Source organism: Bacteroides sp. GD17 (genome assembly GCF_038448625.1).
Lineage (GTDB): Bacteria > Bacteroidota > Bacteroidia > Bacteroidales > Bacteroidaceae > Bacteroides.
On sequence record NZ_JBCEZS010000002.1, the window covers coordinates 204552 to 228057 of the forward strand.

Consider the following 23506-nt stretch of genomic DNA (forward strand, 5'->3'; position numbering starts at 1 on the left):
TTTCTGTTTTTCCTTTTATCTCATTATTCGAATGATTTCAGAAATCATTGCAGCAATCATTTCAGAAGTCATTAGAGCAATGATTTCTGAAATCATTCAAAACAGCCTATAGCGCTCCTCTATTCATTGAGAAACGCCGTCAGCGGAGAACTTGCTTCTGCCACAAAACTATCTGCCTGCATACCCAAACCAGCTTCGTATGCCATGCGTCCTGCTTCTACCGCTTGCCTGAAGGCAACAGCCATGGCTACGGGATCGCCGGCTACGGCTATTGCCGTATTCACCAAGCATGCCGAAGCTCCCATCTCCATCGCTTCCGCTGCATGGCTCGGGGCACCGATGCCGGCATCTACCACAACGGGGATATTGGCTTGTTCGATGATAATCCGCAGGAAATCGCGGGTTTGCAATCCCTTGTTCGTACCGATAGGTGCACCCAACGGCATGACGGTAGCTGCACCGGCTTCTTCGAGGCGTTTGCACAGCGTAGGATCGGCTTGACAGTAGGGAAGTACGACAAAGCCCAGTTTTACAAGCTCTTCCGTGGCCTTCAATGTCTCAACGGAATCCGGCAACAAGTAACGGGGATCGGGATGTATTTCCAGCTTCAGCCAGTTTGTGCCGAAAGCCTCGCGTGCCATTTGTGCGGCAAAGACAGCTTCTTCGGCATTGCGCACGCCCGAAGTATTCGGCAAGAGCTGGATGTGCGGATGGCGGATATGCACCAACATATCGTCTTCTTTATTATCCAGTTCGATGCGCTTCATCGCTACCGTCACCATCTCCGTTCCGGAGGCCAGGATGGACTGCTCCATCGCTTCATTAGAATTGAACTTTCCCGTTCCCAGGAACAAGCGGGAGTTGAACTCACGTCCCGCAATGACTAATTTTTCCATTGTATATTATTATTTCATTTGATTTATAACTCTTCGCATCTCACTCACCGGATTATCTGCCCGCAGTACTGTGCCGGAGAGAGCTATGCCACTTACGCCGGTCTGAATAATCTTCGGAATGTCTTCTACCGTGATTCCGCCAATAGCCACTATCGGAAGGTGTATATCCGCTTCCTGCATCTGCCGGACGATACGTTCGTATCCTTCCAGTCCCAAAATCGGGCTGAGATTCTTCTTTGTAGTGGTGTAGCGGAAAGGGCCGCATCCTATGTAATCGGCACCTGCCTCGTAGTGCATCCGCACATCTTCGAAGGTATTGGCTGTGCCGCCTATCAGATACTTCTTGCCAAGCAGGCGGCGTGCATCGGCCACGGGCATATCTGTCTTTCCCAGATGTACCCCGTCGGCATGCACCCGCCGTACAAGCTCCACGTGGTCATCGATGATAAAGGTAGCCTTGTATGCGCGGCAAAGGGTGTATACATTCAGTGCCATGGATTCTATTTCCTCTATGGATGCATCTTTCATTCGCAACTGAATCCACCGGCATCCTCCTTCGAGGGCTATGACTACAGAATCCAGATACGAATACTTATCCGTATAATGGGTGATAAACTGAACCTGTGCCATGCTTTATCCTCCGCATGCCGCTTTAATAATAACAATGGACATTCCCGAAGTCAGGGCATAATCGCCCCACTTTGCACGCGGAACCATACTGTTGTTTACAGCGATGGCAACGCCCACGAGTGGCAGGGACAATTCTTCTGCAAGTTGTAAAAGGGTGGTAGAGTAGGTTTCCACTTCTTTGTTGTTGACTGATACTTTCATCTTTCTGTTTTTTAAGATAAAACAATGAGAAGTAAATACAAAGAAGCGCCGATGCGGCAAACTTAGTGAAGAAAACAATATCCAATTCCTACGGCAGTACTAACTGCATCAGGTTCGAGGGTATGATCTCAGCCCGTAGAGGGCACCCCTTTGTCTTTACGGTGACAAAGGTAAGGGAAAATAAGAAATAACAAACAAAAGAGTGTGTTTTTATTTTATACGCAGATAAATTAAAGAAAAAGGTTATATCAAAATAATGCTTTCGCTATCATTTTGATACAACCTTTCAGGTGATTATCTTTAGTCAAAGATTATGCAATGCCGTGAGCAGATACTTCTGCCGGTGCAATCTTCTTTACCAAGCCTTGCAGCACTGCACCGGGACCACATTCGGTAAAGTCGGTAGCACCATCGGCAACCATGTTCTTTACAGTCTGAGTCCAGCGTACTGAAGCCGTCAGCTGGGCAACGAGGTTCTTCTTGATTTCTGCAGGATCGGTATGGGGAAGAGCGTCCACATTCTGATAAACAGGACACTTCGGCGTGTGGATTTCCGTAGCATTGATAGCTGCTTCGAGTTCTACCTTGGCAGGATTCATCAGCGGAGAGTGGAATGCACCGCCTACTTTCAGAGGCAAAGCACGTTTGGCTCCGGCAGCTTTCATCAGTTCGCAAGCCTTGTTGATGCCTTCGATAGAACCGGAAATAACGATTTGTCCCGGGCAGTTATAGTTGGCAGCTACACAAACATCGCCTTCTGCACTTACTTGTGCACAGATTTCTTCTACTTTTTCATCCGGCAGGGCGATGATAGCAGCCATTGTAGAGGGTTGTGCTTCGCAAGCCTTCTGCATAGCCATGGCACGGGCATAAACCAACTTCAAGCCATCTTCAAAGCTCAGTGCACCGGCAGCAACCAATGCAGAGAATTCGCCCAATGAGTGACCGGCAGTCATTTCAGGTTTGAAGTCATCACCCATGCACAGCGCAGAGATAACGGAGTGAAGGAATACGGCAGGCTGGGTAACCTTAGTCTGGCGCAGGTCTTCGTCCGTACCGTTGAACATAATATCTGTAATGCGATATCCAAGGATATCATTTGCCTTCTCAAAAAGCTCTTTGGCTAAAGCCGAACTTTCGTACAAGTCTTTTCCCATTCCTACGAATTGGGCACCTTGACCCGGAAATACAAATGCTTTCATCTTTATTTGTTTTTAGTGTTTAAATAAAAAGTGGTGCAAAGGTAGAGGTTTTTCTGATATTCACCGCACAAATGCACGTTTTTTGTGCAATAGGCTCTTCTCATGCATATCAGGAATACAATATGAACCGGGTTCGCATTACGGACCACTGCAAACTGAATTCCTTAAAAATTAGGCACTTTATAGTTATCGTATCTGATACAATTACTACTTTCTTTCCCATCATTAAATTACATATTGTATTTTATACGATAACATACAAAAGTGATATTGTACAATGTATGATATGTATTTGTTTGAAAAATAATGCTTTATAACATAGTAAAAATATTCTTTTTCTATATTGCATATTAGAAAAACCTCTTTATATTTGCAGCGCTTAAACAAGTATATTATGCAAAACATGGAACAAACAATGCCGTTGGCAAACAATCACATCTCTGTAGACTGTGTTGTGATTGGCTTTGATGGAGAACAACTGAAGGTTCTGTTGATCAGACGTGCGGGCGAGGAGAAAGGAGAAATCTTCCATGATATGAAACTTCCCGGAAGTTTGATTTATATGGACGAGGACCTGGACGAAGCAGCCAAAAGGGTGCTGAATGAATTGACGGGATTGAAGAATGTGAATCTGATGCAATTCAAGGCATTCGGTTCCAAGAACCGTACGAAGGACCCCAAAGACGTTCATTGGTTGGAGCGTGCCATGCAGTCCAAGGTAGAACGTATTGTCACCATAGCCTATCTTTCATTGGTAAAGATAGACCGGGCGTTAAACCGCGACCTGGACGATTATCAGGCCAGCTGGGTGGCTATGCCGGACATCAAGACGTTGGCATTCGACCACAACCTGATAATAAAGGAGGCTATGACTTACGTCCGTCAGTACGTAGAGTTCAATCCTTCGTCCTTATTCGATTTGCTGCCGCGCAAGTTCACCGCTGCACAATTGCGTACATTGTACGAACTGGTGTACGGAAAGCAGTACGATGTGCGCAACTTCCATAAGAAAATAGCCCTTATGGAGTACGTCGTTCCACTGGAAGAAAAGCAGCAGGGCGTAGCCCACCGGGCAGCACGCTATTATCGCTTCGACAAGAAGATATATAATAAGGTGAGACGCTGAGAAGATTAGAATAAAATAAATCATAAATCAAAAATCATAAATTGAACCATGTATCTATTAGGTTATGACATCGGAAGCTCGTCCGTCAAAGCGAGTTTGGTAAACGCAGAAAGCGGTAAGTGCGTATCGTCTGCTTTCTTTCCGAAGACAGAAGCGGCTATCATCGCCGTAAAACCGGGGTGGGCGGAACAGAATCCCGAAACCTGGTGGGAGAACTTGAAACTGGCCACACAAGCTGTCATGGCCGAGTCGGGTGCTAACGCGGCCGAAATCAAGGCAATCGGTATCTCTTATCAGATGCACGGGCTGGTATGTGTAGATAAGGATCAGAATGTACTGCGTCCTTCTATCATCTGGTGCGACTCGCGTGCTGTTCCTTACGGACAGAAAGCATTCGAAACGCTGGGCGAGAAGCATTGTCTTTCACACCTGCTGAACTCTCCGGGTAACTTTACCGCTTCCAAACTGGCATGGATTAAGGAGAACGAACCGGCAATCTTTGAGAAAATCTATAAGATCATGCTTCCGGGTGATTATATCGCCATGAAGTTGAGCGGTGATATCTGCACAACGGTTTCCGGTCTTTCCGAAGGCATGTTCTGGGACTTCAAGAACAATCGTGTAGCCGACTTCCTGATGGATTACTACGGTTTCGACCATTCCCTGATTGCCGATATCAAGCCGACCTTCTCCGAGCAAGGCCGCGTAAATGCTGCTGCTGCAAAAGAACTGGGACTGAAAGAAGACACCCCGATTACTTACCGTGCCGGCGACCAACCGAACAATGCCTTGTCACTGAATGTATTCAATCCGGGTGAAATTGCCTCTACGGCAGGAACTTCCGGTGTGGTCTACGGTGTGAACGGTGAAGTGAACTACGATCCGAAATCGCGTGTCAACACATTTGCCCACGTCAATCATACGGACGAACAGACACGCCTGGGTGTTCTCTTGTGCATCAACGGTACAGGTATTCTTAACTCATGGGTGAAACGTACCATCGCTCCCGAAGGCATCTCTTACAACGAAATGAATGTACTGGCATCGCAAGCTCCTATCGGCAGTGCAGGCATCAGCATCCTGCCCTTCGGCAACGGTGCGGAGCGCATGCTCGAAAATAAAGAAATCAACTGCTCCATCCGTGGCTTGAACTTTAACCTGCACGGCAAGCAGCACATTGTCCGTGCAGCGCAAGAGGGCATCGTGTTCTCGTTCAAATATGGTATAGACATTATGGAAGGTATGGGTATTCCCGTACAGAAAATCCATGCAGGACATGCCAATATGTTCCTCAGTTCCATCTTCCGCGATACGCTGGCAGGGGTTACCGGAGCAGTCATCGAACTGTATGACACCGACGGATCGGTGGGCGCTGCCAAAGGTGCCGGCATCGGTGCAGGTATCTACAAAGACAACAACGAAGCGTTTGCAACACTCGAAAAGCTGGATGTCATTGAACCTAACCAGGCGAAGCGTCAGGAATATGCCGATGCGTATGCACGCTGGAAGCATCGTTTGGAGAAATCAATGGCGAAATAAGATAAACATTAATAATTAACCCTTTAAAAATAAATTAAGATTATGGCAACAAAAGAGTATTTTCCCGGAATAGGAAAGATTAAATTCGAAGGTAAAGAGAGTATGAACCCGATGGCATATCGTTACTACGATGCCGAGAAGGTTATCATGGGTAAGAAGATGAAGGACTGGTTGAAGTTTGCCATGGCATGGTGGCATACACTCTGTGCAGAAGGTGGCGACCAGTTTGGTGGCGGTACCAAGCAATTCCCCTGGAACGGTGATGCCGATGCACTGCAGGCAGCCAAGAACAAGATGGATGCCGGCTTTGAATTCATGCAGAAGATGGGTATCGAATACTACTGCTTCCACGATGTAGACCTTTGCAACGAAGCCGATACCATCGAAGAATATGAAGCTAACCTGAAAGCGATCGTAGCATACGCCAAACAAAAACAAGCTGAAACCGGTATCAAACTGTTGTGGGGTACTGCCAACGTATTCGGTCATGCACGCTACATGAACGGTGCTGCAACCAATCCCGATTTCGACGTAGTGGCACGCGCTGCCGTTCAAATCAAGAACGCTATCGATGCAACCATCGAACTGGGTGGCACGAACTACGTATTCTGGGGTGGCCGCGAAGGCTATATGTCTTTGCTGAACACTGACCAGAAGCGTGAAAAAGACCATCTGGCACAGATGCTGACCATCGCCCGCGACTATGCCCGTGCACGTGGCTTCAAAGGCACATTCCTCATCGAACCGAAACCGATGGAACCGACCAAACATCAATATGACGTAGATACCGAAACCGTTATCGGCTTCCTGAAAGCTCACGGCTTGGACAAGGACTTCAAGGTAAACATCGAAGTAAACCATGCTACCCTCGCAGGCCACACCTTCGAACACGAACTGGCTGTAGCTGTAGACAACGGTATGCTGGGTTCTATCGATGCCAATCGCGGTGACTATCAGAATGGCTGGGATACCGACCAATTCCCTATCGACAACTACGAACTGACCCAGGCTATGATGCAAATCATCCGTAACGGTGGTTTGGGCAATGGTGGTACCAACTTCGACGCCAAGACCCGTCGTAACTCTACTGACTTGGAAGACATCTTCATCGCTCACATTGCAGGTATGGATGCTATGGCACGTGCTTTGGAAAGCGCAGCCAAGTTGTTGGAAGAATCTCCTTACAAAAAGATGCTCGCCGACCGCTACGCTTCCTTCGACAGCGGCAAGGGCAAAGAATTCGAAGAAGGCAAGCTGACCCTGGAAGACGTTGTGGCATACGCAAAAGCCAACGGCGAACCGAAACAAACCAGTGGCAAGCAAGAATTGTACGAGGCAATCGTTAACATGTATTGCTAACATAAAAAGGTGATGGGGTGATAAAGTGATAGGGTGATGGAGTAATATTACTTTAGCACCTTATCACCCTTACCACTTTACCGCACTTATTAATCCTCTTAATCTTATATTATCATGAATTATACAGAAAAAGGTAGCAGAGTCTACCTCTTCTCCATCGTGCTTGTGGCCGTTATCGGTGGCTTGCTGTTCGGATACGACACGGCAGTGATTTCCGGTGCGGAGAAAGGTCTCCAGGCATTCTTCATGGGAGCCGACTTTCAATATACGGACGCGATGCATGGCATTACCTCTTCCAGCGCACTGATCGGATGTATCCTGGGTAGTGCTATTTCAGGATTCTTTGCTTCCAGACTGGGGCGTAAAAATTCTCTTTTTATGGCAGGTATCATGTTTTTCCTGTCGGCACTGGGTTCATACAACCCCGAGTTCCTGTTCTTTGAGCATGGCGTTCCTTCCTATTCATTATTAGTTGCATTCAATCTTTATCGCGTATTGGGCGGTATCGGTGTAGGCTTGGCATCTGCCATCTGTCCGATGTATATTGCCGAGATCGCCCCGAGTAATATCCGCGGAACACTGGTTTCGTGGAATCAGTTTGCCATTATCTTCGGTCAGTTGGTGGTTTACTTCGTGAACTTCATGATCCTGGGCAGCCATGCCAATCCGGTAATCGACCTGGTGAACGGAGTCAATCAGATTATGAATCCGGAAGCTGCTTCCTGGACTATCGAAACCGGTTGGCGCTTGATGTTTGCCAGTGAGGCTGTGCCCGCAGGTCTGTTCACTATATTAGTCTTGTTTGTGCCCGAAACGCCGCGTTACCTCGCCATGTCCGGCAAGGACGAGAAGGCACTGAGCGTATTGAGCCGTATCAACGGTCTGGCTCAGGCCAAGGTTATCCTGGCAGAAATCAAGGAAACTGCCGAAGAAAAGACAGAACGCCTCTTCACTTACGGATGGATGGTTATCTTCATCGGCATCATGCTGAGCGTATTCCAGCAAGCTGTAGGTATCAATGCCGTACTTTATTTTGCTCCTCGTATATTCGAGACGATGGGCATGGGTAACCCGATGGTACAGACAGTACTTATGGGTGTTATCAATATTCTGTTCACCTTGCTGGCTGTGTTCACTGTAGAGAAGTGGGGCCGCAAACCGTTGCTCATTTCTGGTTCCATCGGTATGGCTATAGGAGCATTCGGTGTGGCTATGTGCAACCTCGTGGGCGGTCTTCCTCCTATGGTATCCGTTATCAGCATCATGGTCTACAGTGCATCGTTCATGTTCAGTTGGGGACCGATCTGCTGGGTACTGATTGCCGAAATCTTCCCGAACACTATTCGTGGTACGGCGGTTGCCATTGCAGTGGCTTTCCAATGGATTTTCAACTTTATCGTTTCGTCCACGTTCCTGCCGATGTACAATATGCGACTCGGAGAAATGGGAGATAAGTTCGGACACATGTTTGCTTATGCCCTCTATGGCATTATTTGTGTGGTAGCGGCTATCTTCGTTTGGAAGCTTGTTCCTGAGACGAAGGGCAAGACGCTGGAGGATATGACTAAGCTTTGGAAAAAGAAGAAATAAGTATTCTCTATTAAATAAGAAAGGTGTAGTCGACATTTCATCGGCTACACCTTTCTTATTTAATAGAGGTGACAGAGTTATTTCAGAATATCCTTTATCCGTTCAAACTTCCCATCCGTCTTTTCCGGAACGATTTGCAGAAGGTAGGAGAGAAGGGGATAGATGTCTACATTGACAAAGCCTTCGGAAGTATACCCCTTCTTGAAGTCCGGTCCGATGGCACGGAAAATGACCTGCATTTCGGGGCTTTGCGGGAAGTAACCGTGGGCGCCCTTGTTGTTGCGTGCCACGTCCGTAAACTGCCAGCCCAGTTCGGGGGCAACCACTATGTCGCCAACACGGCTGCTACTACCGTAATTCAGTTCGGCAGGAATCTCTTCTTTCTTCCAGACGTGGATGTGGGCCACATCTTTCAGTGCATTGTAGATGGAATCGCGATAGCCGGCTTTGGAAAAGATGGAAGTCGGTGTACGTCCGTCTACTACTTCACACCATTCAGGCTTTAAATACTTGTTCATATCCACTACACGTTCCGGACTGATTTCGGCCATACCGTGATCTGAAGTTACAATCAGATTGATATCTGCGCCAAAAGGAAGACTTTCTATTCTTGCCCGCAACACTCCCATCAAGCTGTCCATGTGCTGAACCACGGCACCCGTTTCTTTGCTGACAGGTCCGTTGCGATGTCCGCTTCCGTCGGGCTCTTCAAAGTAGAGCATTACCAGCCGGGGGCGTTCGGCTTCGGGCTTCTGTAACCAGGTGAGAACACTGTCTATCCGCTGTTCGAAGGTTAGGAAAGGCTTTGCATTCCACATCCGGTAATGCGTGGGATAGGTGCCTTTGATAGCGATGTCGGAGCCTACCCAGTACATATTTGCCGTCTTCAGGCCTTGTTTCTGTGCAGTCACCCAAATGGGCTCGCCCAAGTAGTAATCGGGATTATAGCGGCTGGCGGAGTCGCCCATCGAGTATTGGCGGTGGTTCTCTGCATCCCAAAAGGTATTGTTGATGATACCGTTATGGTCGGGCACCAATCCCGTAGCAAGGGTGTAATGGTTCGGGAAAGTAGAGGCAGGGAAAGAGGGTAGCATCACTGCTTTTACGCCATCTTGTCCCATCCGGTCCAAATTGGGAGTTTTGTACATCGTGGGGTAATCCCAGCGGAAGCCATCGAGTGAAACGATAACAGTGTAATGCCGGTCGGGTGTTTGGGCATTCAGCGAAACGAGGAAAAGCAAAAGGCTGAATGCGGTCATAATAAGTTTACGCATATTATAATAATGTTTATTGTTTGTTAGATGGAATTTGCGGGTAAAGGTATTCTTTTCTTCTCAAAGCAGGAACATTACGGGACGTATTTTTTCTCTCTTCAAAACGCATCATCCGTTGGGGCAAAACAGATGGTCTGTTAAGGGCAAACAGACCATCTGTTCGGGTCAAACGCATCATCTGTTTCAGGGCAATGGATGATGCATTCCGCAACTGCGTTCCAACTCTACCAGCGCCGCATTGTAATTGAACAGTGTCTCAATGTATTGCGCCTGCACATCGTCGTATGTGCGCTGTGCATTCAGAATCTCAAGCAGGGACACTTCACCGCGGTTGTAGCTGTATATCTTCCCATCGAGTACCGTCTGCGCTTGCTGCAAGATGCCGTGTTCGTAATGCTTTATCTGCTGCGTTTGTGATTGGAACTGCTGATAAGCCTCCATCACTTCGCGTTGCACTTGCAGGCACATCTGGTTGTATTGCAACTCTGCCTGCTTGGCACGGAACCGGGCTGCATTCACTGCTCCCCGGTTCAGGGACGAGAAGTTCAGCGGAATAGCGATGCCCGCACTTACTCCGTCGAATGCCGGTGCGGGGGCTTCTTCGTTATGCACCCTCGTGTTGTGGCTCCATCCTACGGACAGTTCCACGTCGGGACGCTTCTCGCGTTTGGCAAGTGTCAACTCGCGGCGTGCCACTTCGGTATTCTTCAGAGCTGCCCGCAAGTCAGTGCGGCGCTCGATGGCGGACTGCATCAGATCGCCCAGTATAAACTCTTTTTCCGGCTGCTCCAATTCCTCTACGGGGTGGAAAAGGGTGTCGGTCACTGCTGTCCCTATATAGGGAGAAAGCTGTGTATAGGCTTGCTCCAACTCCGTTCCTGCCTGCAACAAGTCGTTGTACATAATGTCCGCTTCCAACTTGCTCTGAACAGCTTCCATCTCCATTATCTTACCCGCTGCCAGGCGGATGCTATCGCTCTTGGCAAGGTCGTACATATTGCTCCAGGCACTCTTCTTGATGTCGTAAAGTTGCTTCTGCTTCATTACTTCCAGGTAGGCGAGGGTGGCATCTGCCTGTAAGTTACGGAAGTAGTCATCCAGTACGATTTCCGCCAACTCACTTTGACTGCGTGCCAGCTTGATGCCCGCCCCGCGTCGGCCCAGCGTGATGTTCTGAGACAGCCCCAGTTCATAACTCTGGCCCATCTGCAACGTATGGTCCTCATTGTTGGAGTAGGTGAAGGAGAGCGACGGATCATCGAACACCTTGGCGGCGATCACGTCTGCACGGGCGGCACTCACGTTCATCTTCTCGGCGGCATATTCCAGGTTGTCCGTACTTACCTTGTGCATATACTGCTTGTAAGTAATTGGTGCCACTGTCTGCGCCTGTATCGGGCAGGCGGCAGCGGCGACAAGTAACAGTGCTATCTTATATCTTTTCATTTTCCAGCGTCTTGTTTTTTATCTTCCATTCTTTTCTCTATCAGATAGTAGATGGCGGGGAGGATGTACAACGTCACCACCGTGGCAAACAGCAATCCGTAAACAATCACTGTGGCCAGCGGGCGCTGCACGTCCGAACCGATGCCTGTGCTCAGCGATGCCGGTAGCAATCCCAGTACGGCAACCGTGGCCGTCATCAGGATGGGGCGGAAACGATGCTTCACACCGGTAATCACCGAGTCGCGCAAGTCGCGTCCACGGCTGCGCAGGTTGTTGATGTGCGAAATCATAATCACTCCGTTCTGTATCGCCACACCGATCAGTGCAATAAATCCCACGGCAGACGATACATTCAGCGTCATCCCCCGCACATTCAGCGCCAGCATACCGCCAAAGAGCGCCAACGGAATGACGCTCATCAGCAATGCCGCCTGACGGAACTTGCCCAGCGCTGCAAACAGCAACACCAGCATGATGCCCAGCGCCAGCGGAACCACCACTCCCAGTCGGCTGTAAGCGCGGTGCTGATTCTCGAATTGTCCCGCCCACTTCAGATGCGTTGTTTCGTGGTCGTACTTCACCTGCTCGTCAATCATCCGGTTGGCCTTCTGCAAGAATGAAGTCAGGTCGATGCCGCGCAAATTGATGTGGATGGTCAGATGCCGCTTGTTCATCTCGCGGGAGATGGTGCTGGCACCGGTCGTCATCTTGATGTCCGCTACCTGGCTCAAAGGTATCTTGGCGCCCGAACCGGAGGTCAGCATCAGGTTGCCGATATTCTCCGGAGTATTGCGTGTCTCCTCGCTGAAGCGGCAGATAACGTCGTAGGACTTGCTGCCTACAAATATCTGCGAAATGGCTTTCCCACCGATGGCAAGCTCTATCAGGTCGGCTACATCCGAGACATTCAGTCCGTATTGGGCAATGCGGTCGCGGTCGGCTACAATCTGTAACTGGGGCAGGGGCGGTTCCTGGTCTACGGCAACGTCCGTGGCACCCGGAATCTGCTTGACTACGTTTACTATCCTGTCGGCAATGTGGCGGGTTTCTGTGATGTCTTCCCCATAGATTTTCAGGGCAAGGTCACTGTGCGCACCGGCTATCTGATCCATCACCATGTCGATGATGGGCTGCGAGAATCCTACGGAGTAGCCCGGCAGTTTCATCAGCGAGTCGTTCATGGCTTCTATCAATCGGGCCTTGTTGCGTCCCGTGGTCCAGGTGTTGTATGGCTTCAGTCCGACGCCGCATTCCACGTGCGAGAGGGAGAAGGCTTCGGCCCCTTCATCATCGCGTCCCACCTGCGTCATGACATAGGACACTTCGGGGAATCCGCTCAACACCTTTCTCAACTCGGCTCCCATCTTCTTGGAACGTTCTATGGAGATGCCCGGAGGCAACTGCACCTGAATCCAGATGGCCCCCTCGTCCAGCGGAGGAAGGAAGTCTTTCCCTACCGTATAACTCAATACGCCCGCCAGCAGCAGGATGCCTGCCAGTACGCCAATCACGGCTTTGGGACAGTCGATGACGCGAACCACCTGGGCGTGATACAACGTTTGCAACTTCTCCAACCAGCGGTTGTGATACGTCTTTCGGGGATTGCGGTAAGCCATATAGGCGAGTCCCGGAATCAATATCAAAGCCACGCACAAAGCACCTATCAACGCATAGCCTACGGTATAGGCCATCGGCGTGAACAGTTTCTTTTCGATATGCTCGAAGGCAAACAGCGGCAGGTAGGCGGTGATAATGATAAGGGTGGAGAAGAAGATGGGACGCGCCACCTCCGTAGTGCGTCGCAGGATGGAGTCCTCGGTCAGCACCTCGTCGGGATGCCGTTCGCGTTTCTTCAAGATGGTCTCCATCATCACGATGGAACCGTCCACCAGTATACCGAAGTCGATGGCACCCAGCGAAAGCAAGTTGGCAGGAATGTCGGTGACGTGCATCAGGATAAAGGCTATCAGTAGGGAGAGGGGAATGGTGAGTGCCACCAGCAGAGCGCCGCGCCAGTTGCCCAGGAAGAGAATCAGTACGAGCACTACCAGTACCATACCCATAAATAAGGTGTGCGAAACCGTGTGCAGCGTCATGTCCACCAGGTTGGTGCGGTCCATAAAGGGATGGATACAGGTGCCTTTGGGCAACACTTCGTTGTTCAGCTCGTCAATAGCAGCATGCACACCTTCGAGCACTTGCGACGGGTTCTGTCCGCGCAGCATCTGCACGATACCTTCCACGCCGTCGGAGTAATTGCGTTTGCCGTCGTAGAAGCCCAGTACGCCCTTGCGTTCCAGATTGCCGTATTTCAGTTTGCCTATGTCGTTCAGGTAAACGGGCACTCCGTTCTCGGTCTTGATGACGATGCGTCCCAGGTCTTCCAGGTCTTTCACCAAGCCGATGCCACGGATTACATAGCTCAGTTCGCCCCGGCTCAGCATGCTGCCGCCGGCATTTACATTGTTCATTTCCACTTTCTCGGTTACGTCAGCAAGGGAAATGCCGTATTCTTCCATCTTGTGCGGGTCCAGTTCAATCTGATATTGCGTGGTGATGCCGCCGTAGTTGCTTACATCTGCCACGCCCGTCACTTGTTTCAGGCGGGGGATGATGACCCACTTGTGCAGGTCGGTGATTTCGCGCAAGTCCAGGTTTTCACTGTCGATGACGTAGCGGTATATCTCTCCGGTAGGAGAGGTCAGCGGATTCAGTCCCGGCACGGCGTCATAAGGCAGCTCTACGTCTACCAGACGCTCCTGCACACGCTGGCGTGCCCAGTAGTCGTCAATTCCGTCATCAAATACCAGCACCACGGTGCTCAGTCCGAAGGTGTTCTTGCTTCGCATCACGTTCAGACCCGGCATGCCGTTCACGGCACGCTCAATGGGGATGGTGATTTGCTGTTCTATTTCCTCGGCTGCCAGTCCGGGCACTTGGGTTACAATCTGTACGGTGGTATCTGCAATGTCGGGATAAGCGTCGATGGCAAGCCTTGTCCACGAATAATAACCCACTGCTGCAATGAAGGCAAACAATACGATCATCAGTCCCCGACGATGTATCGCCAGATAAATAAGTTTCTTCATACGTCGTGCGGTGTTTAGTTAGCATTCAGCAGATAGAAGGCACCGTCGGACACATATTTGTCTCCCGGTTGCAGTCCGGAGGTGATGATGCTTCTGTCGCCATCGGTGGCAGAAGTTTCTATTTTCTGTTTCAGGAACTTGTTATCTCCTAAAGACACCAGTACATACGCCTGGTTTTCTTCCTGTAAGATGGCTGCTGTAGGAATCAGTATCGTTTCGGCGGCTTCGTCAGTCAACTTTACCGAGGCATACATGGCAGGCTTCATCAGCCGTTCTTTGTTGTCGCAGGCTATCAGCACTTCTACCGAGCGCGTGTTTTCGTCCAGCAGTTCGCTGACGTGGTAGATGCTGCCGCTGAAGGTGCGGTTAAGCTGTGATACCAGTGATATCTCCACTTGCTTCAGGGCAGAGAGTAGCGGCATGTCTTTCTCCTTTACGTTGGCGGCTACCCACACTTCGTTCAGATCGGCAATCACGGCAACGGGGTCGGCATCTTCTTTCATAAACTGGCCGATGACGATGTCGTTCTTCACCACTTCGCCCACGATGGGGGAGCGGACAATCATAGGCTGTCCCAGCACCAGTTGGTCCGGTTCTATCTGGAACACTTTCAGGGCGGCCAGCGCATTCTCGTAATCTTTCTTTTTTAGTTCGTAGTTCACTTCTGCCTCTTCCACTTCTTTCTGTGCGCTGACTTTGTGCGCATACAAGTCCTTTTCGCGACGCAGGTTCTTGGAGGCAAGTTCCATTTCTTGCTTGGCCTGATAGTATGCCTTGCCGGTTTCAAAGAAGTCGGGCGAACTGATTTCGAACAGCGGGCTGCCCTTGCTCACTTTCTGTCCCAGGCGGATAAAGGAGCGGGTGACGCGTCCGGCAAAGGGGGATGCTATTTCTGCATAATGGCTTGGGATGGCTTTTACCACGCCCGATACGTTGAAAGTCGTCTGGTGCAGTTCCCGGGCGGCTTCGCTTATTTTCAGTTTTCCGGCTATGGGAGATTGGGGAGATACCAGAATCGTGTCTCCCGAGACAGAAAAATCTTGTGTTTCCTGCTCTTCGCGCTGACCGGCACATGCATAGCACAGCATGCCGACCAGACACAATAAACCTATATGTTTCATTGTTATTGTCGTTATGTATGAATAATCCGGTAATTGTTTGTTTACCAATGCTGGTTATGCACAACGACGGGGAGGGGCACGCAAATAGTATAAGCAAAAACACCTTGCGGCAGTCCTTACTTTGTTTTGCGAATATATGAAACCTAAAAAGAACAGTATGAAAGGCACCACCGGCATGTAGGACGAAGCGTCCATACATATCGCGTTGAACATGGAAACTGTTTCCAAGTTCGTTTCGCTATGCGAATGGTGTGCCCAGGGGAAAAACGGATGCGAGTGGGTGACGAGGTAATCGTCGACGATATGCGTATGGATAAAGGCTGTATTCCCCACATAGTAATATGCGAATACTACTATCAGGAGATACTTCATACTATTGATAAACAGCCTTTTCACATGTATTGCGTTTATTTGGCGGCAAAGTTACTATAAAATTCTCTTTATTCTCCTACAATTCATTTTTTTCATTTACTATCCGCAGAAGTTAAATATAAAATCTTATATTTGTTCGATATCTAATTGTACTATCAAATAACACAGGGACTTATGAAAGGATTTTATTTTATTGTATCAAGTAGTATTCTGTTACTTTTTGCATCGTGTGCACCGAAAAATGAAGGATGGACTTCCTTATTAGACAAAGAGCTCTCACAGTGGCGTATTTACCAGAGTTACGCATTTCCCGAAACTTTCAACGGACAGCGGCCTGTAGATGAAGAAGGCCAGACAATTACTCCCATCGGCTATGACAAGAACGAACAAAATGTGTTCAGCGTTATTGAGGAAGATGGAGAACCGGTGCTTCATATCACCGGAGAAACGTATGGTTGTGTCTTTACAAAACAAGATTATAAGAACTACCATTTCAGACTGAAGACCCGTTTTGGTACAAAGCGCTCGAATCCACGAACTGATAAAGCACTGGACTCCGGTATTCTGTATCATTCGCAAGGCGAGGCAGGCGTGGACTATTGGTACTCATGGATGCGCAGCCTTGAATTCCAAGTGATGGATGGTGGAACCGATGAAGGCGTTTCGGGTGACTTTTGGAGCGTTGCCGGTACGCGTGCGGACATCAGAGCCTCCAAATCGGATAAGGATTATTTCTACAATCCGGAAGGACAAGCCTGTACTTTTGGCGCAAAGGGTGTTGCATCGCAGTGTCGTGCTGCCGATTATACCAGTCCCACACACGAATGGACCACGATGGAACTGATCTGTTATGAAGGAAAGAGTTTGTATATCGTGAACGGCAACGTTGCCATGGCGCTTGAGAACCTCCGCTACTGGGACGGAGAAAAAGATATTCCTCTGGTTGAAGGCAAAATACAGTTGCAGAGCGAAGCTGGTGAGGTGTTCTACAAGGATATAGAAATCAAACAGATAGAAGGAATACCTGCGCAGTACGCGAAATATTTCAACTAAAAAAGAGGTAACTTTGTGTAGGTATTTTTTGCTTTCTCTTTTATACATTATTCATCAATTCCGGTAGTACTAAATCGTCTCTTTTGCAGGGCTACACCCTTTCTTCCGAATGGTGTAGCCATCACCTCCAAAGGGTGTAACCATCCGAAGGAAAGGGTGTAGCCCTATAAAACCCCTATTAATCGGTCATTGCAGCATGGGAGACAACAACGATACCAATTCCTCAGGTGTATATAAAATTCGCAAAATGACAAACAAAGTATCATAAATATCCGGATATTGATACTCATTGCAAGTATAGGTAGCAAAGTTGTACAGTATTGTATCAAGCTGCTCTCGAATAGGTAATGAAGTTACGGACGCAAGGGAGCTGCAGGAGGCATTTCTCAGTTCTTCCATAAAAGACTGATTACCGGTACTGCTCAGACCGGTACAAGTTACAATCAGATAGCGCGACCGGGTCAATGACGCGCAGCTGATCGGGCAGTCCGGTGGAAGCAACGAGAAATTGCCACCATACAGCAAGTATTTCTCCATGCCTTCATTTCTCAAAAACACCTTGCCTTCCATTAGAAAGAGCAGACGGTAGTTGCTGTTGCTTGCCAGGTCTTCGATGCATCCTTGCCGGAGCTCATTATAAAGCACTCCTTTCATAGTCTCCTGATGAGCTTTAAAAGAGGGTAGTAACTGTTGTAGCAACCAAGACAATTCGGCATTGTTATCTGTCATATCTGTATTCATAATGTATTCCTTTCAAATTAATGTTTATGGGTTATTGATTTATACCATTTAAATTCTTTGTAAACGTCGTTTAAACGGTTATAATCTTGCTGTGGAATGTAAGTAGTCAAACCGCAATGCGCCCGTATATTAAAGCCACCGTAGGTTGGCATAAAGGCTGGTGTAGCTGTCTTCCACTTTACACAGTCTTTGATAGCTGTTCGGATTGCGGCTTGTTGTTTCACTGATTTCGAATAGCAATCTTCCAAATCGAAAAACAGAGTACCGCTACCCCTGTCGAAGGTCTGAATGCCAACTCCATTATTGGGAAAAGAGGAACTCGATTCCCGAACGATGGAGGCAAGAGCATCCAATCCTTTGGTATCTATCAAACTCAAAGTGAGCGATGAATAGTCATCCGGGCGGGTGGCATAATCTTTCTCGATAGCTCGACAGAAGCCTTGAAGATCCACCTTCTGCTGATAGAGCAGGGGCAGGGCTTCGGCATAACAGCGGGAGAGCCCCGGCGATACGATCTCGGCTGAAGAGGCAACGATAGAGCGCGCTTTGTCTTTCAGTTCATAAGCAACTTCAACACTTGCCATGTAGCAAGCTTCAAAGACAATGAAATCGAACATACCGTCGGGGATTGCAGCAGCAAAAGCGGGAATCTCCATTTCGGAATTACCATCTAAAAGTATCGAACGACTTTCGAAGTTTCGGGAACTGCTGGAAGGATTATTATAAGTACCTTCCGGTAGCCATCCCGTAGCGTGGGAAAACAATACCAGTCCGTATGAAGAAGACGGGTAATGCTCCCTGATTTCAGACAATACGGAAGAAAAGATTTCTGCATCTGCAGAGTTGCTCTCCGGATATTCACGTAAAGTCTTTAAGATATTACCTCCTGAAGTTGTAGAGATTTCTAAAAGCTGCGGAAAGTCGTCTTTAGTATCTGTGTATATCAATACACGGCTGTAAGGCGAAATCTTTACGCTTTTCAGTTGCTCAATCTTTGAATTTACTTCTGATGAAAGATTGTTGTCACCACCCATATAAAACAAGATTGTTCGTATAGGAGTGTTTTTGGCTTCTAATACGTGATAATTATCGCAGGCTGCCAGCGATAGGTATATCCATAAAAAAAGTATATAGGAAAATGGACAGATTGCTAATGTATATATATTATTTTCCTTCATTCTTATTGTTTTTAAGGAGAGACAAATAAACACTGATCACTTATATTAAGCAGGTTTACACTTGTTTCTTATACTTTGCAATTAAAAAATTTGCTCCATATCATAATGTCGTCATGGCCAACGTACACATCTTACAAAGTATGTCCCGTTTTTGCTAACTCTACCTCCGTTAATTCCGCGTGCACGTGCGGCACCGTCAGAAGGTCCATCTTCAGTACAACTCCAGTATCCCTTGCTTGCAGCTACTGAAGCCCAATTATTCGCAGCTATTTCGTCTACTTCATCAATCGTAGGGAGACGCCAAGTCCCTGCAGGATATCCAGGCTCTGAATAGCTCCCGCAACCAGTTGGCATGTTCGGTGTATAATACATACCCCCTCCAAATAATTTATAAGTATACTCTGCAGGAATTCCCATTGCATCAGTCCATGTCATTGTTGCGCTACCATACATACTGGGAATATCTTGCAAAGCGACTATACGCCCTGTAGTAAGTACATAATTTCCTTCGGGCTGCACAAAAGGACTTCCTAAATTAGTCCACCCATATATCGGATGATAATATTGCACCTGTACCTCACGTGCACCAGGAGGAGGATTGTTTCCTATTGTCAGCGTTTGCGTTCGTAAGTTCGTTGTACCGCCAGCAATTGTCGGTTGAGTTGTACTAACAACAGTACCGCCTGAAATTGCCCTCAATTGAAGGTTGGGAAGATAGGATTGAGCTCTAACAGTTATTACAAACCCACCACCTATAGGCGTTACATTATCACGAGAAAGTCCAGTAGTCGAATATCCCTCTTGAGTCACATCTCCTCCAACAGGAGTCCATCCGTTTACAGGATGTTGGTACTGTATTCGTAGCACACGATTCGCCCAAGTTGCGTTTGCTGCAACAGAAATATTATTTGAAGTCCCCGCACCACTTTCCCGAGCTGCAATAGTTGTAGCCGCAAGTTGGGCATTGGCCGTTACGTTCAAAACTCGCACATTCATTTGTGGATAAGCACCGGTCAATGTGATATTAGCATTTGTAGCTACTGACGGAGAAGGGGCAAAATTTCGTGAAGCTGCAGAAATATAGTATCCTGTTTGTGTCACTGCAAACGAACCTTTGGCTGTGGATATGGACGAAGTGTTGATACCATATTTTGTTGATACCGTAACAGTCCTACTGGCCCAAGTCGTATTAGCCGGAATATTGATATTCACCGATCTGGTGCCATACGCCGCCGGAGCTTGAGCAGCAATCGACGTTCCGGCAGTAGAAGTAGCATTCCATGCCGCATTTGTACTGACATTAACTGCGATATTCTGTCCTGCACGGGCAGCACTCGTATTGCCGGTATTCAGTGTGAAGAATGCAGGAACCGTCCGGTTGATAGTCAAGTTGGCTGTAGATGCCGTGGCAGGGTCGTGGTCCGTAGTCGTAAACTGGAGCCCCACTGCCGTAGTGTTTCCTGACGCAGGCGTACCCGCAGCTGCAGTCCATGCTTTAGGGGTAAATGTCACGGTATTTGTACCGGTAGTAGTCTGATAGGTATGGTTTCCGCTCTCTGTTCCGGCAGCGACAGAGGCAGTAGCTACTGTATTAGCCCAGTTACCCGTACTAACGGCATACTTCCATTTCGCATTGGAGGTCACTGTAACGCTTTTCGAGTCTCCGGAGGTTCCGAAATCAAGTGCATTTACATTTAGTTTGATCGTAGGATTGGCATGCCCTTGGATTATCACAATCTCCTGGCCGGCAAAGTCCGGATCGGAAGAGGCAACCTTAAATATCGCCTTACGGTTGTCCCAGGTCTCGTTAATAGTAAGGTCAAATGAATAGGTCGTCACTCCCTTGTCGTTATTTGTATTGCTCCAGTTACTGACTACACCGGTGCCAAGATCGTCTACGCTGTATACATACCAGTCCGTATCAGAATCTACCGAGAAAGTATTCGTTCCTGCCGTCTCAGGGTAATAATCCTGTTTCGTCACATTGAACAACAAGTCAGTGGCAAGCTGCATGATATCAATTGTCTTCGAAGCTCTCGTACCGTCGGGTCCCATTACATAGACTATGACTGAAGTCGTTTTGGACGAGCCCGATTCATTTTTCGCAGGCTTGAAAACATAAGTCGTGATATTGGCATACCCGCTGTCCGGGAAGCCACCGCTGGCCCAGTCTATCGCATTGCTACCCGGAACCTCGGTGAAGTAGACATTCGCATCATTGGGATAAGTCGTTACAATAATGGATTTACCGCCACTGCTTCCCGATTTGCGGAATACAAGTGAGTTCTTGTTTACATCGATCGTCAGCTCTGGCGTTACCGTCTGAACAACCTTGATCTTCTGTTTGAACCGACCAGCCGTTATATAGAAATAAGACTCACGGTCGTCCATCGGTATCGTATGAGGATCGGCCGTAACTTGGATATCTACCTTATCACCTGCCGCACCACTTGAGGGAGTTACGGTTAGCCAGGATGGCAGGTCTTCGATGGTCCAGCCATCAGGATAGTCCGTATATACTTTCAGCTCCCGGGCCCGGCCTTCGCTATAGAAGTAGAGAGAGTCCTTGTTTACAGTGAGTTGGTAATGTCCGTCGAAAATGGAATTATTCATACCGGAATCATCCCATTCCTGAACTTCGGCTTCCATATTGAAAGATTTGGATTTGAAAGCTTTATCAGGAGTATCGTAACCGCTGCCGGTCACACTCTGAATATTCATCACGTACTTATGATTACGGAGAATATCGCGATAATAGGTATCGGTAGATTCTTTCTTCAAAAAGTCCAGCCGGTAATAGGTTGTCTTACCATCTGTGCCATACGTACCGCCAACAACCACACAAGTAGCCTTCGACGATTCGTTTTCGTCCTTGCCTTTGGCTTCAAACAGGTAGATTGTTCTTTCAAACGCCGTATTCATGGAAGAGGGGACTTCATAAAAGAGCGGAGTATCATTGTTGATGCTTCCGGTTGGTTCGGTGGCTGCTTTCACCTTCGACAAGCTTTCCAAGTTGCCAGGCTCGGGAACAATGCGGCCCTGATTCTTGCTGTTGTAGACATAAACTTCATCCAGCGTGAAATTTCCGGCTGTAACCACGGCATTATCCAGCACCACATCAAAGCGGGCAATGGCTCTCAGTAACTTCACGTCACTGATCCGGGTCACGGCGTCGGTAAGGGTTGCTTCAACTTCGCCCCACATGGGGAAGGAGTCAAAGTTTTTGTCTGACGCATCTTCGTCCTTATCATTATTCGCATTCCAACTGCCAGCTCTGGAGTAGAGGAGTCTGGCAAGCAGTTCGTCCTTGTCGGCGCCTTTACCGATTTCACCCAAAGCCGTAAGTTCCGAACGCACATTGGCAAGGATGACAAAGGTCTGCGGAGCATCACTCTTGATAAGTTTTACAGTAAACTGTTTCTTTGATTTGGTAGGGTTACTCTCTGCTACATCCTGGATAGTATGTCCTTGGGCACTGTACGAGAAGACCCACTTGGAAGGATCGACACCATCCGGTTCAAAAGCCAGGACATCAATCTCTTCGACAAGGTTTTCGTCTACCTCGGATATCGCACGCGTTTTAGGTGAGGCGGCAGGCATCTGGAACAATACCTGCACATCAATCTCTTTACCCGTTCCGGAGGTATGACCGCTGTAATTTTCGTCCTCGGCAGAACACGAGGAAAAGATGGCGGCAGACACTACCAGCCAAAAGAGTAATTTCATTTTAAGACTATTCATATTGCTCTATTTTTATTGTATCTTGTTAATTCAATCCGATTTCGCCATCTTTGACAACCCACCAGCCGTTGATGCTGACGGAAACGTCCAGCCCGAACTTCAAGTGTATATCGTAGACATGGACAGTATCGTAAGTGGCAGTGCCGATTTCATTGATCAGGGCGACAAGGTCGGCACGGTAAAGCGTGGTACCTTGCGTTACATTAGTTATTTCAAATATAGGACTTCTGCCGTCGGCAAGTTTAAGGATATTAAGGCTGGCAGACAGTTGCCCCGTGGCATCCCTAACGCATGGGGCAGTATATATGAGGTCGCCGCAGTCGGCGAAAGTATAGTCAAAGTTGTATGTACCGTTATTGTCGTAAATACGCATACGGTAGGTGTCACCGCTTTGGGATAAGCCTTCCGTAGTTAGGTTGACGGTATTGTAGGCCTGTTCTAACGGCAGGAAAAGGGTTTGGCCCCGCTGGCTGCTTACATGGGCGGGAAGATGGGAATGGAAAATCGGTAAAACACCGTTCAGAACTTCAGTTTCATAGTCGAGATAAAGCAGCGCTTCACTCAGCTTGGTCCGGCCCGGTACCATTTCGGAAGGGCCGAATTTGTAATAGGTGGGAACGCCACACCAGGCAACGAAAGTATAGTCGCCCGAAGGAAGGTCATTGATTGTCATAAAGTAGTCGGAAGACAAGGAGGGGCTTTCATCTGTATATACGGCACGTAAAATACCACCGGCATCGAATACGAAAAGGTCAATCTTCTCCACTTCTGATTCATTGATACCCGTACGGGCATAAGTAGCCGGTTCGTAGGTAAAATAAAGTTTCATCCCTGCAGGACAGTCCGAAAGGTCTTCTTTGATGCAGCCCGACAAAGCAGGAAAGAGCAGGCAGAGAAAGAAAAGCCTGAGCAGGTATTTGCGTATATATAGTTTCATTATTGAATATT

Annotated in this window: 18 protein-coding genes and 1 riboswitch; of the genes, 5 read left to right on the forward strand and 13 right to left on the reverse strand. The window is 48.2% G+C overall.

The features are described from left to right. Positions 1 to 119 precede the first annotated feature (119 nt). From AAE250_RS04125 to fabD, 4 genes are all read right to left on the reverse strand, one after another. Complete coding sequence (locus AAE250_RS04125; protein ID WP_294596981.1) at positions 120 to 896, reverse strand: thiazole synthase; 777 nt, start codon at positions 894 to 896, stop codon at positions 120 to 122. 9 nt (positions 897 to 905) lie between these two features. Then, positions 906 to 1526 carry a thiamine phosphate synthase gene (locus tag AAE250_RS04130; RefSeq protein ID WP_294596982.1) on the reverse strand — a complete coding sequence of 207 codons (621 nt, stop codon included), beginning with the start codon at positions 1524 to 1526 and terminating at the stop codon, positions 906 to 908. A 3-nt stretch (positions 1527 to 1529) separates the two neighbouring features. Then, positions 1530 to 1727 carry a sulfur carrier protein ThiS gene (gene thiS, locus AAE250_RS04135; protein ID WP_294596985.1) on the reverse strand — a complete coding sequence of 66 codons (198 nt, stop codon included), beginning with the start codon at positions 1725 to 1727 and terminating at the stop codon, positions 1530 to 1532. Between the two features lie 68 nt (positions 1728 to 1795). Continuing rightward, positions 1796 to 1887, reverse strand: a riboswitch (TPP riboswitch). Positions 1888 to 2038: 151 nt separating this feature from the next. Continuing rightward, positions 2039 to 2929 (reverse strand): ACP S-malonyltransferase, encoded by an 891-nt coding sequence (fabD, locus tag AAE250_RS04140; protein ID WP_294596987.1) that lies wholly within the window; start codon positions 2927 to 2929, stop codon positions 2039 to 2041. Between the two features lie 394 nt (positions 2930 to 3323). On the opposite strand from fabD, the gene AAE250_RS04145 reads away from it, so the two are divergent. The 4 genes from AAE250_RS04145 to xylE all read left to right on the forward strand — a co-directional run bounded on the left by AAE250_RS04145 (position 3324) and on the right by xylE (position 8543). Then, positions 3324 to 4055 carry an NUDIX hydrolase gene (locus AAE250_RS04145; RefSeq protein ID WP_294596990.1) on the forward strand — a complete coding sequence of 244 codons (732 nt, stop codon included), beginning with the start codon at positions 3324 to 3326 and terminating at the stop codon, positions 4053 to 4055. Between the two features lie 48 nt (positions 4056 to 4103). Then, a complete protein-coding gene (locus AAE250_RS04150) occupies positions 4104 to 5594 on the forward strand; it encodes a xylulokinase (RefSeq protein ID WP_294596993.1) in 1491 nt (496 codons plus the stop codon). A gap of 42 nt (positions 5595 to 5636) precedes the next feature. After that, complete coding sequence (gene xylA, locus AAE250_RS04155) at positions 5637 to 6953, forward strand: xylose isomerase (protein WP_294596995.1); 1317 nt, start codon at positions 5637 to 5639, stop codon at positions 6951 to 6953. 114 nt (positions 6954 to 7067) lie between these two features. Next, positions 7068 to 8543, forward strand: coding sequence for a D-xylose transporter XylE (gene xylE, locus AAE250_RS04160; RefSeq protein ID WP_294596998.1), 1476 nt, complete (start codon positions 7068 to 7070; stop codon positions 8541 to 8543). Between the two features lie 77 nt (positions 8544 to 8620). Here xylE and AAE250_RS04165 read toward each other — a convergent pair whose 3' ends face one another. The 5 genes from AAE250_RS04165 to AAE250_RS04185 form a co-directional block, all read right to left on the reverse strand. Further along, on the reverse strand, positions 8621 to 9817 hold the full coding sequence (locus AAE250_RS04165) for an alkaline phosphatase family protein (RefSeq protein ID WP_294597001.1): 1197 nt from the start codon (positions 9815 to 9817) through the stop codon (positions 8621 to 8623). A gap of 183 nt (positions 9818 to 10000) precedes the next feature. Continuing rightward, positions 10001 to 11263, reverse strand: a complete 1263-nt coding sequence (locus AAE250_RS04170) for a TolC family protein (RefSeq protein ID WP_294597004.1) — start codon at positions 11261 to 11263, stop codon at positions 10001 to 10003. Next, entirely contained in the window at positions 11260 to 14352 is a 3093-nt protein-coding gene (locus AAE250_RS04175; protein WP_294597006.1) for an efflux RND transporter permease subunit, read from the reverse strand. The genes AAE250_RS04170 and AAE250_RS04175 overlap by 4 nt, the downstream gene beginning before the upstream one ends. Positions 14353 to 14366: 14 nt before the next feature. Further along, positions 14367 to 15473 (reverse strand): efflux RND transporter periplasmic adaptor subunit, encoded by a 1107-nt coding sequence (locus AAE250_RS04180; protein ID WP_294597009.1) that lies wholly within the window; start codon positions 15471 to 15473, stop codon positions 14367 to 14369. A gap of 54 nt (positions 15474 to 15527) precedes the next feature. Continuing rightward, a complete protein-coding gene (locus tag AAE250_RS04185; protein WP_294597011.1) occupies positions 15528 to 15845 on the reverse strand; it encodes a hypothetical protein in 318 nt (105 codons plus the stop codon). A 174-nt stretch (positions 15846 to 16019) separates the two neighbouring features. Here AAE250_RS04185 and AAE250_RS04190 point away from each other — a divergent pair, with 174 nt between their 5' ends. Beyond that, entirely contained in the window at positions 16020 to 16898 is an 879-nt protein-coding gene (locus tag AAE250_RS04190) for a 3-keto-disaccharide hydrolase (protein WP_294597013.1), read from the forward strand. 186 nt (positions 16899 to 17084) lie between these two features. Here the strand turns inward: AAE250_RS04190 and AAE250_RS04195 are convergent, their stop codons facing one another. From AAE250_RS04195 to AAE250_RS04210, 4 genes are all read right to left on the reverse strand, one after another. Then, positions 17085 to 17639 (reverse strand): hypothetical protein, encoded by a 555-nt coding sequence (locus AAE250_RS04195; RefSeq protein ID WP_294597015.1) that lies wholly within the window; start codon positions 17637 to 17639, stop codon positions 17085 to 17087. Positions 17640 to 17656: 17 nt separating this feature from the next. Further along, complete coding sequence (locus AAE250_RS04200; protein ID WP_342288740.1) at positions 17657 to 18817, reverse strand: clostripain-related cysteine peptidase; 1161 nt, start codon at positions 18815 to 18817, stop codon at positions 17657 to 17659. A gap of 111 nt (positions 18818 to 18928) precedes the next feature. Next, positions 18929 to 22558: a BACON domain-containing protein gene (locus AAE250_RS04205; protein ID WP_294597020.1), complete on the reverse strand. Its 3630-nt coding sequence runs from the start codon at positions 22556 to 22558 to the stop codon at positions 18929 to 18931. Between the two features lie 25 nt (positions 22559 to 22583). Further along, a complete protein-coding gene (locus AAE250_RS04210) occupies positions 22584 to 23495 on the reverse strand; it encodes a FimB/Mfa2 family fimbrial subunit (protein ID WP_294597023.1) in 912 nt (303 codons plus the stop codon). Positions 23496 to 23506: the final 11 nt, after the last annotated feature.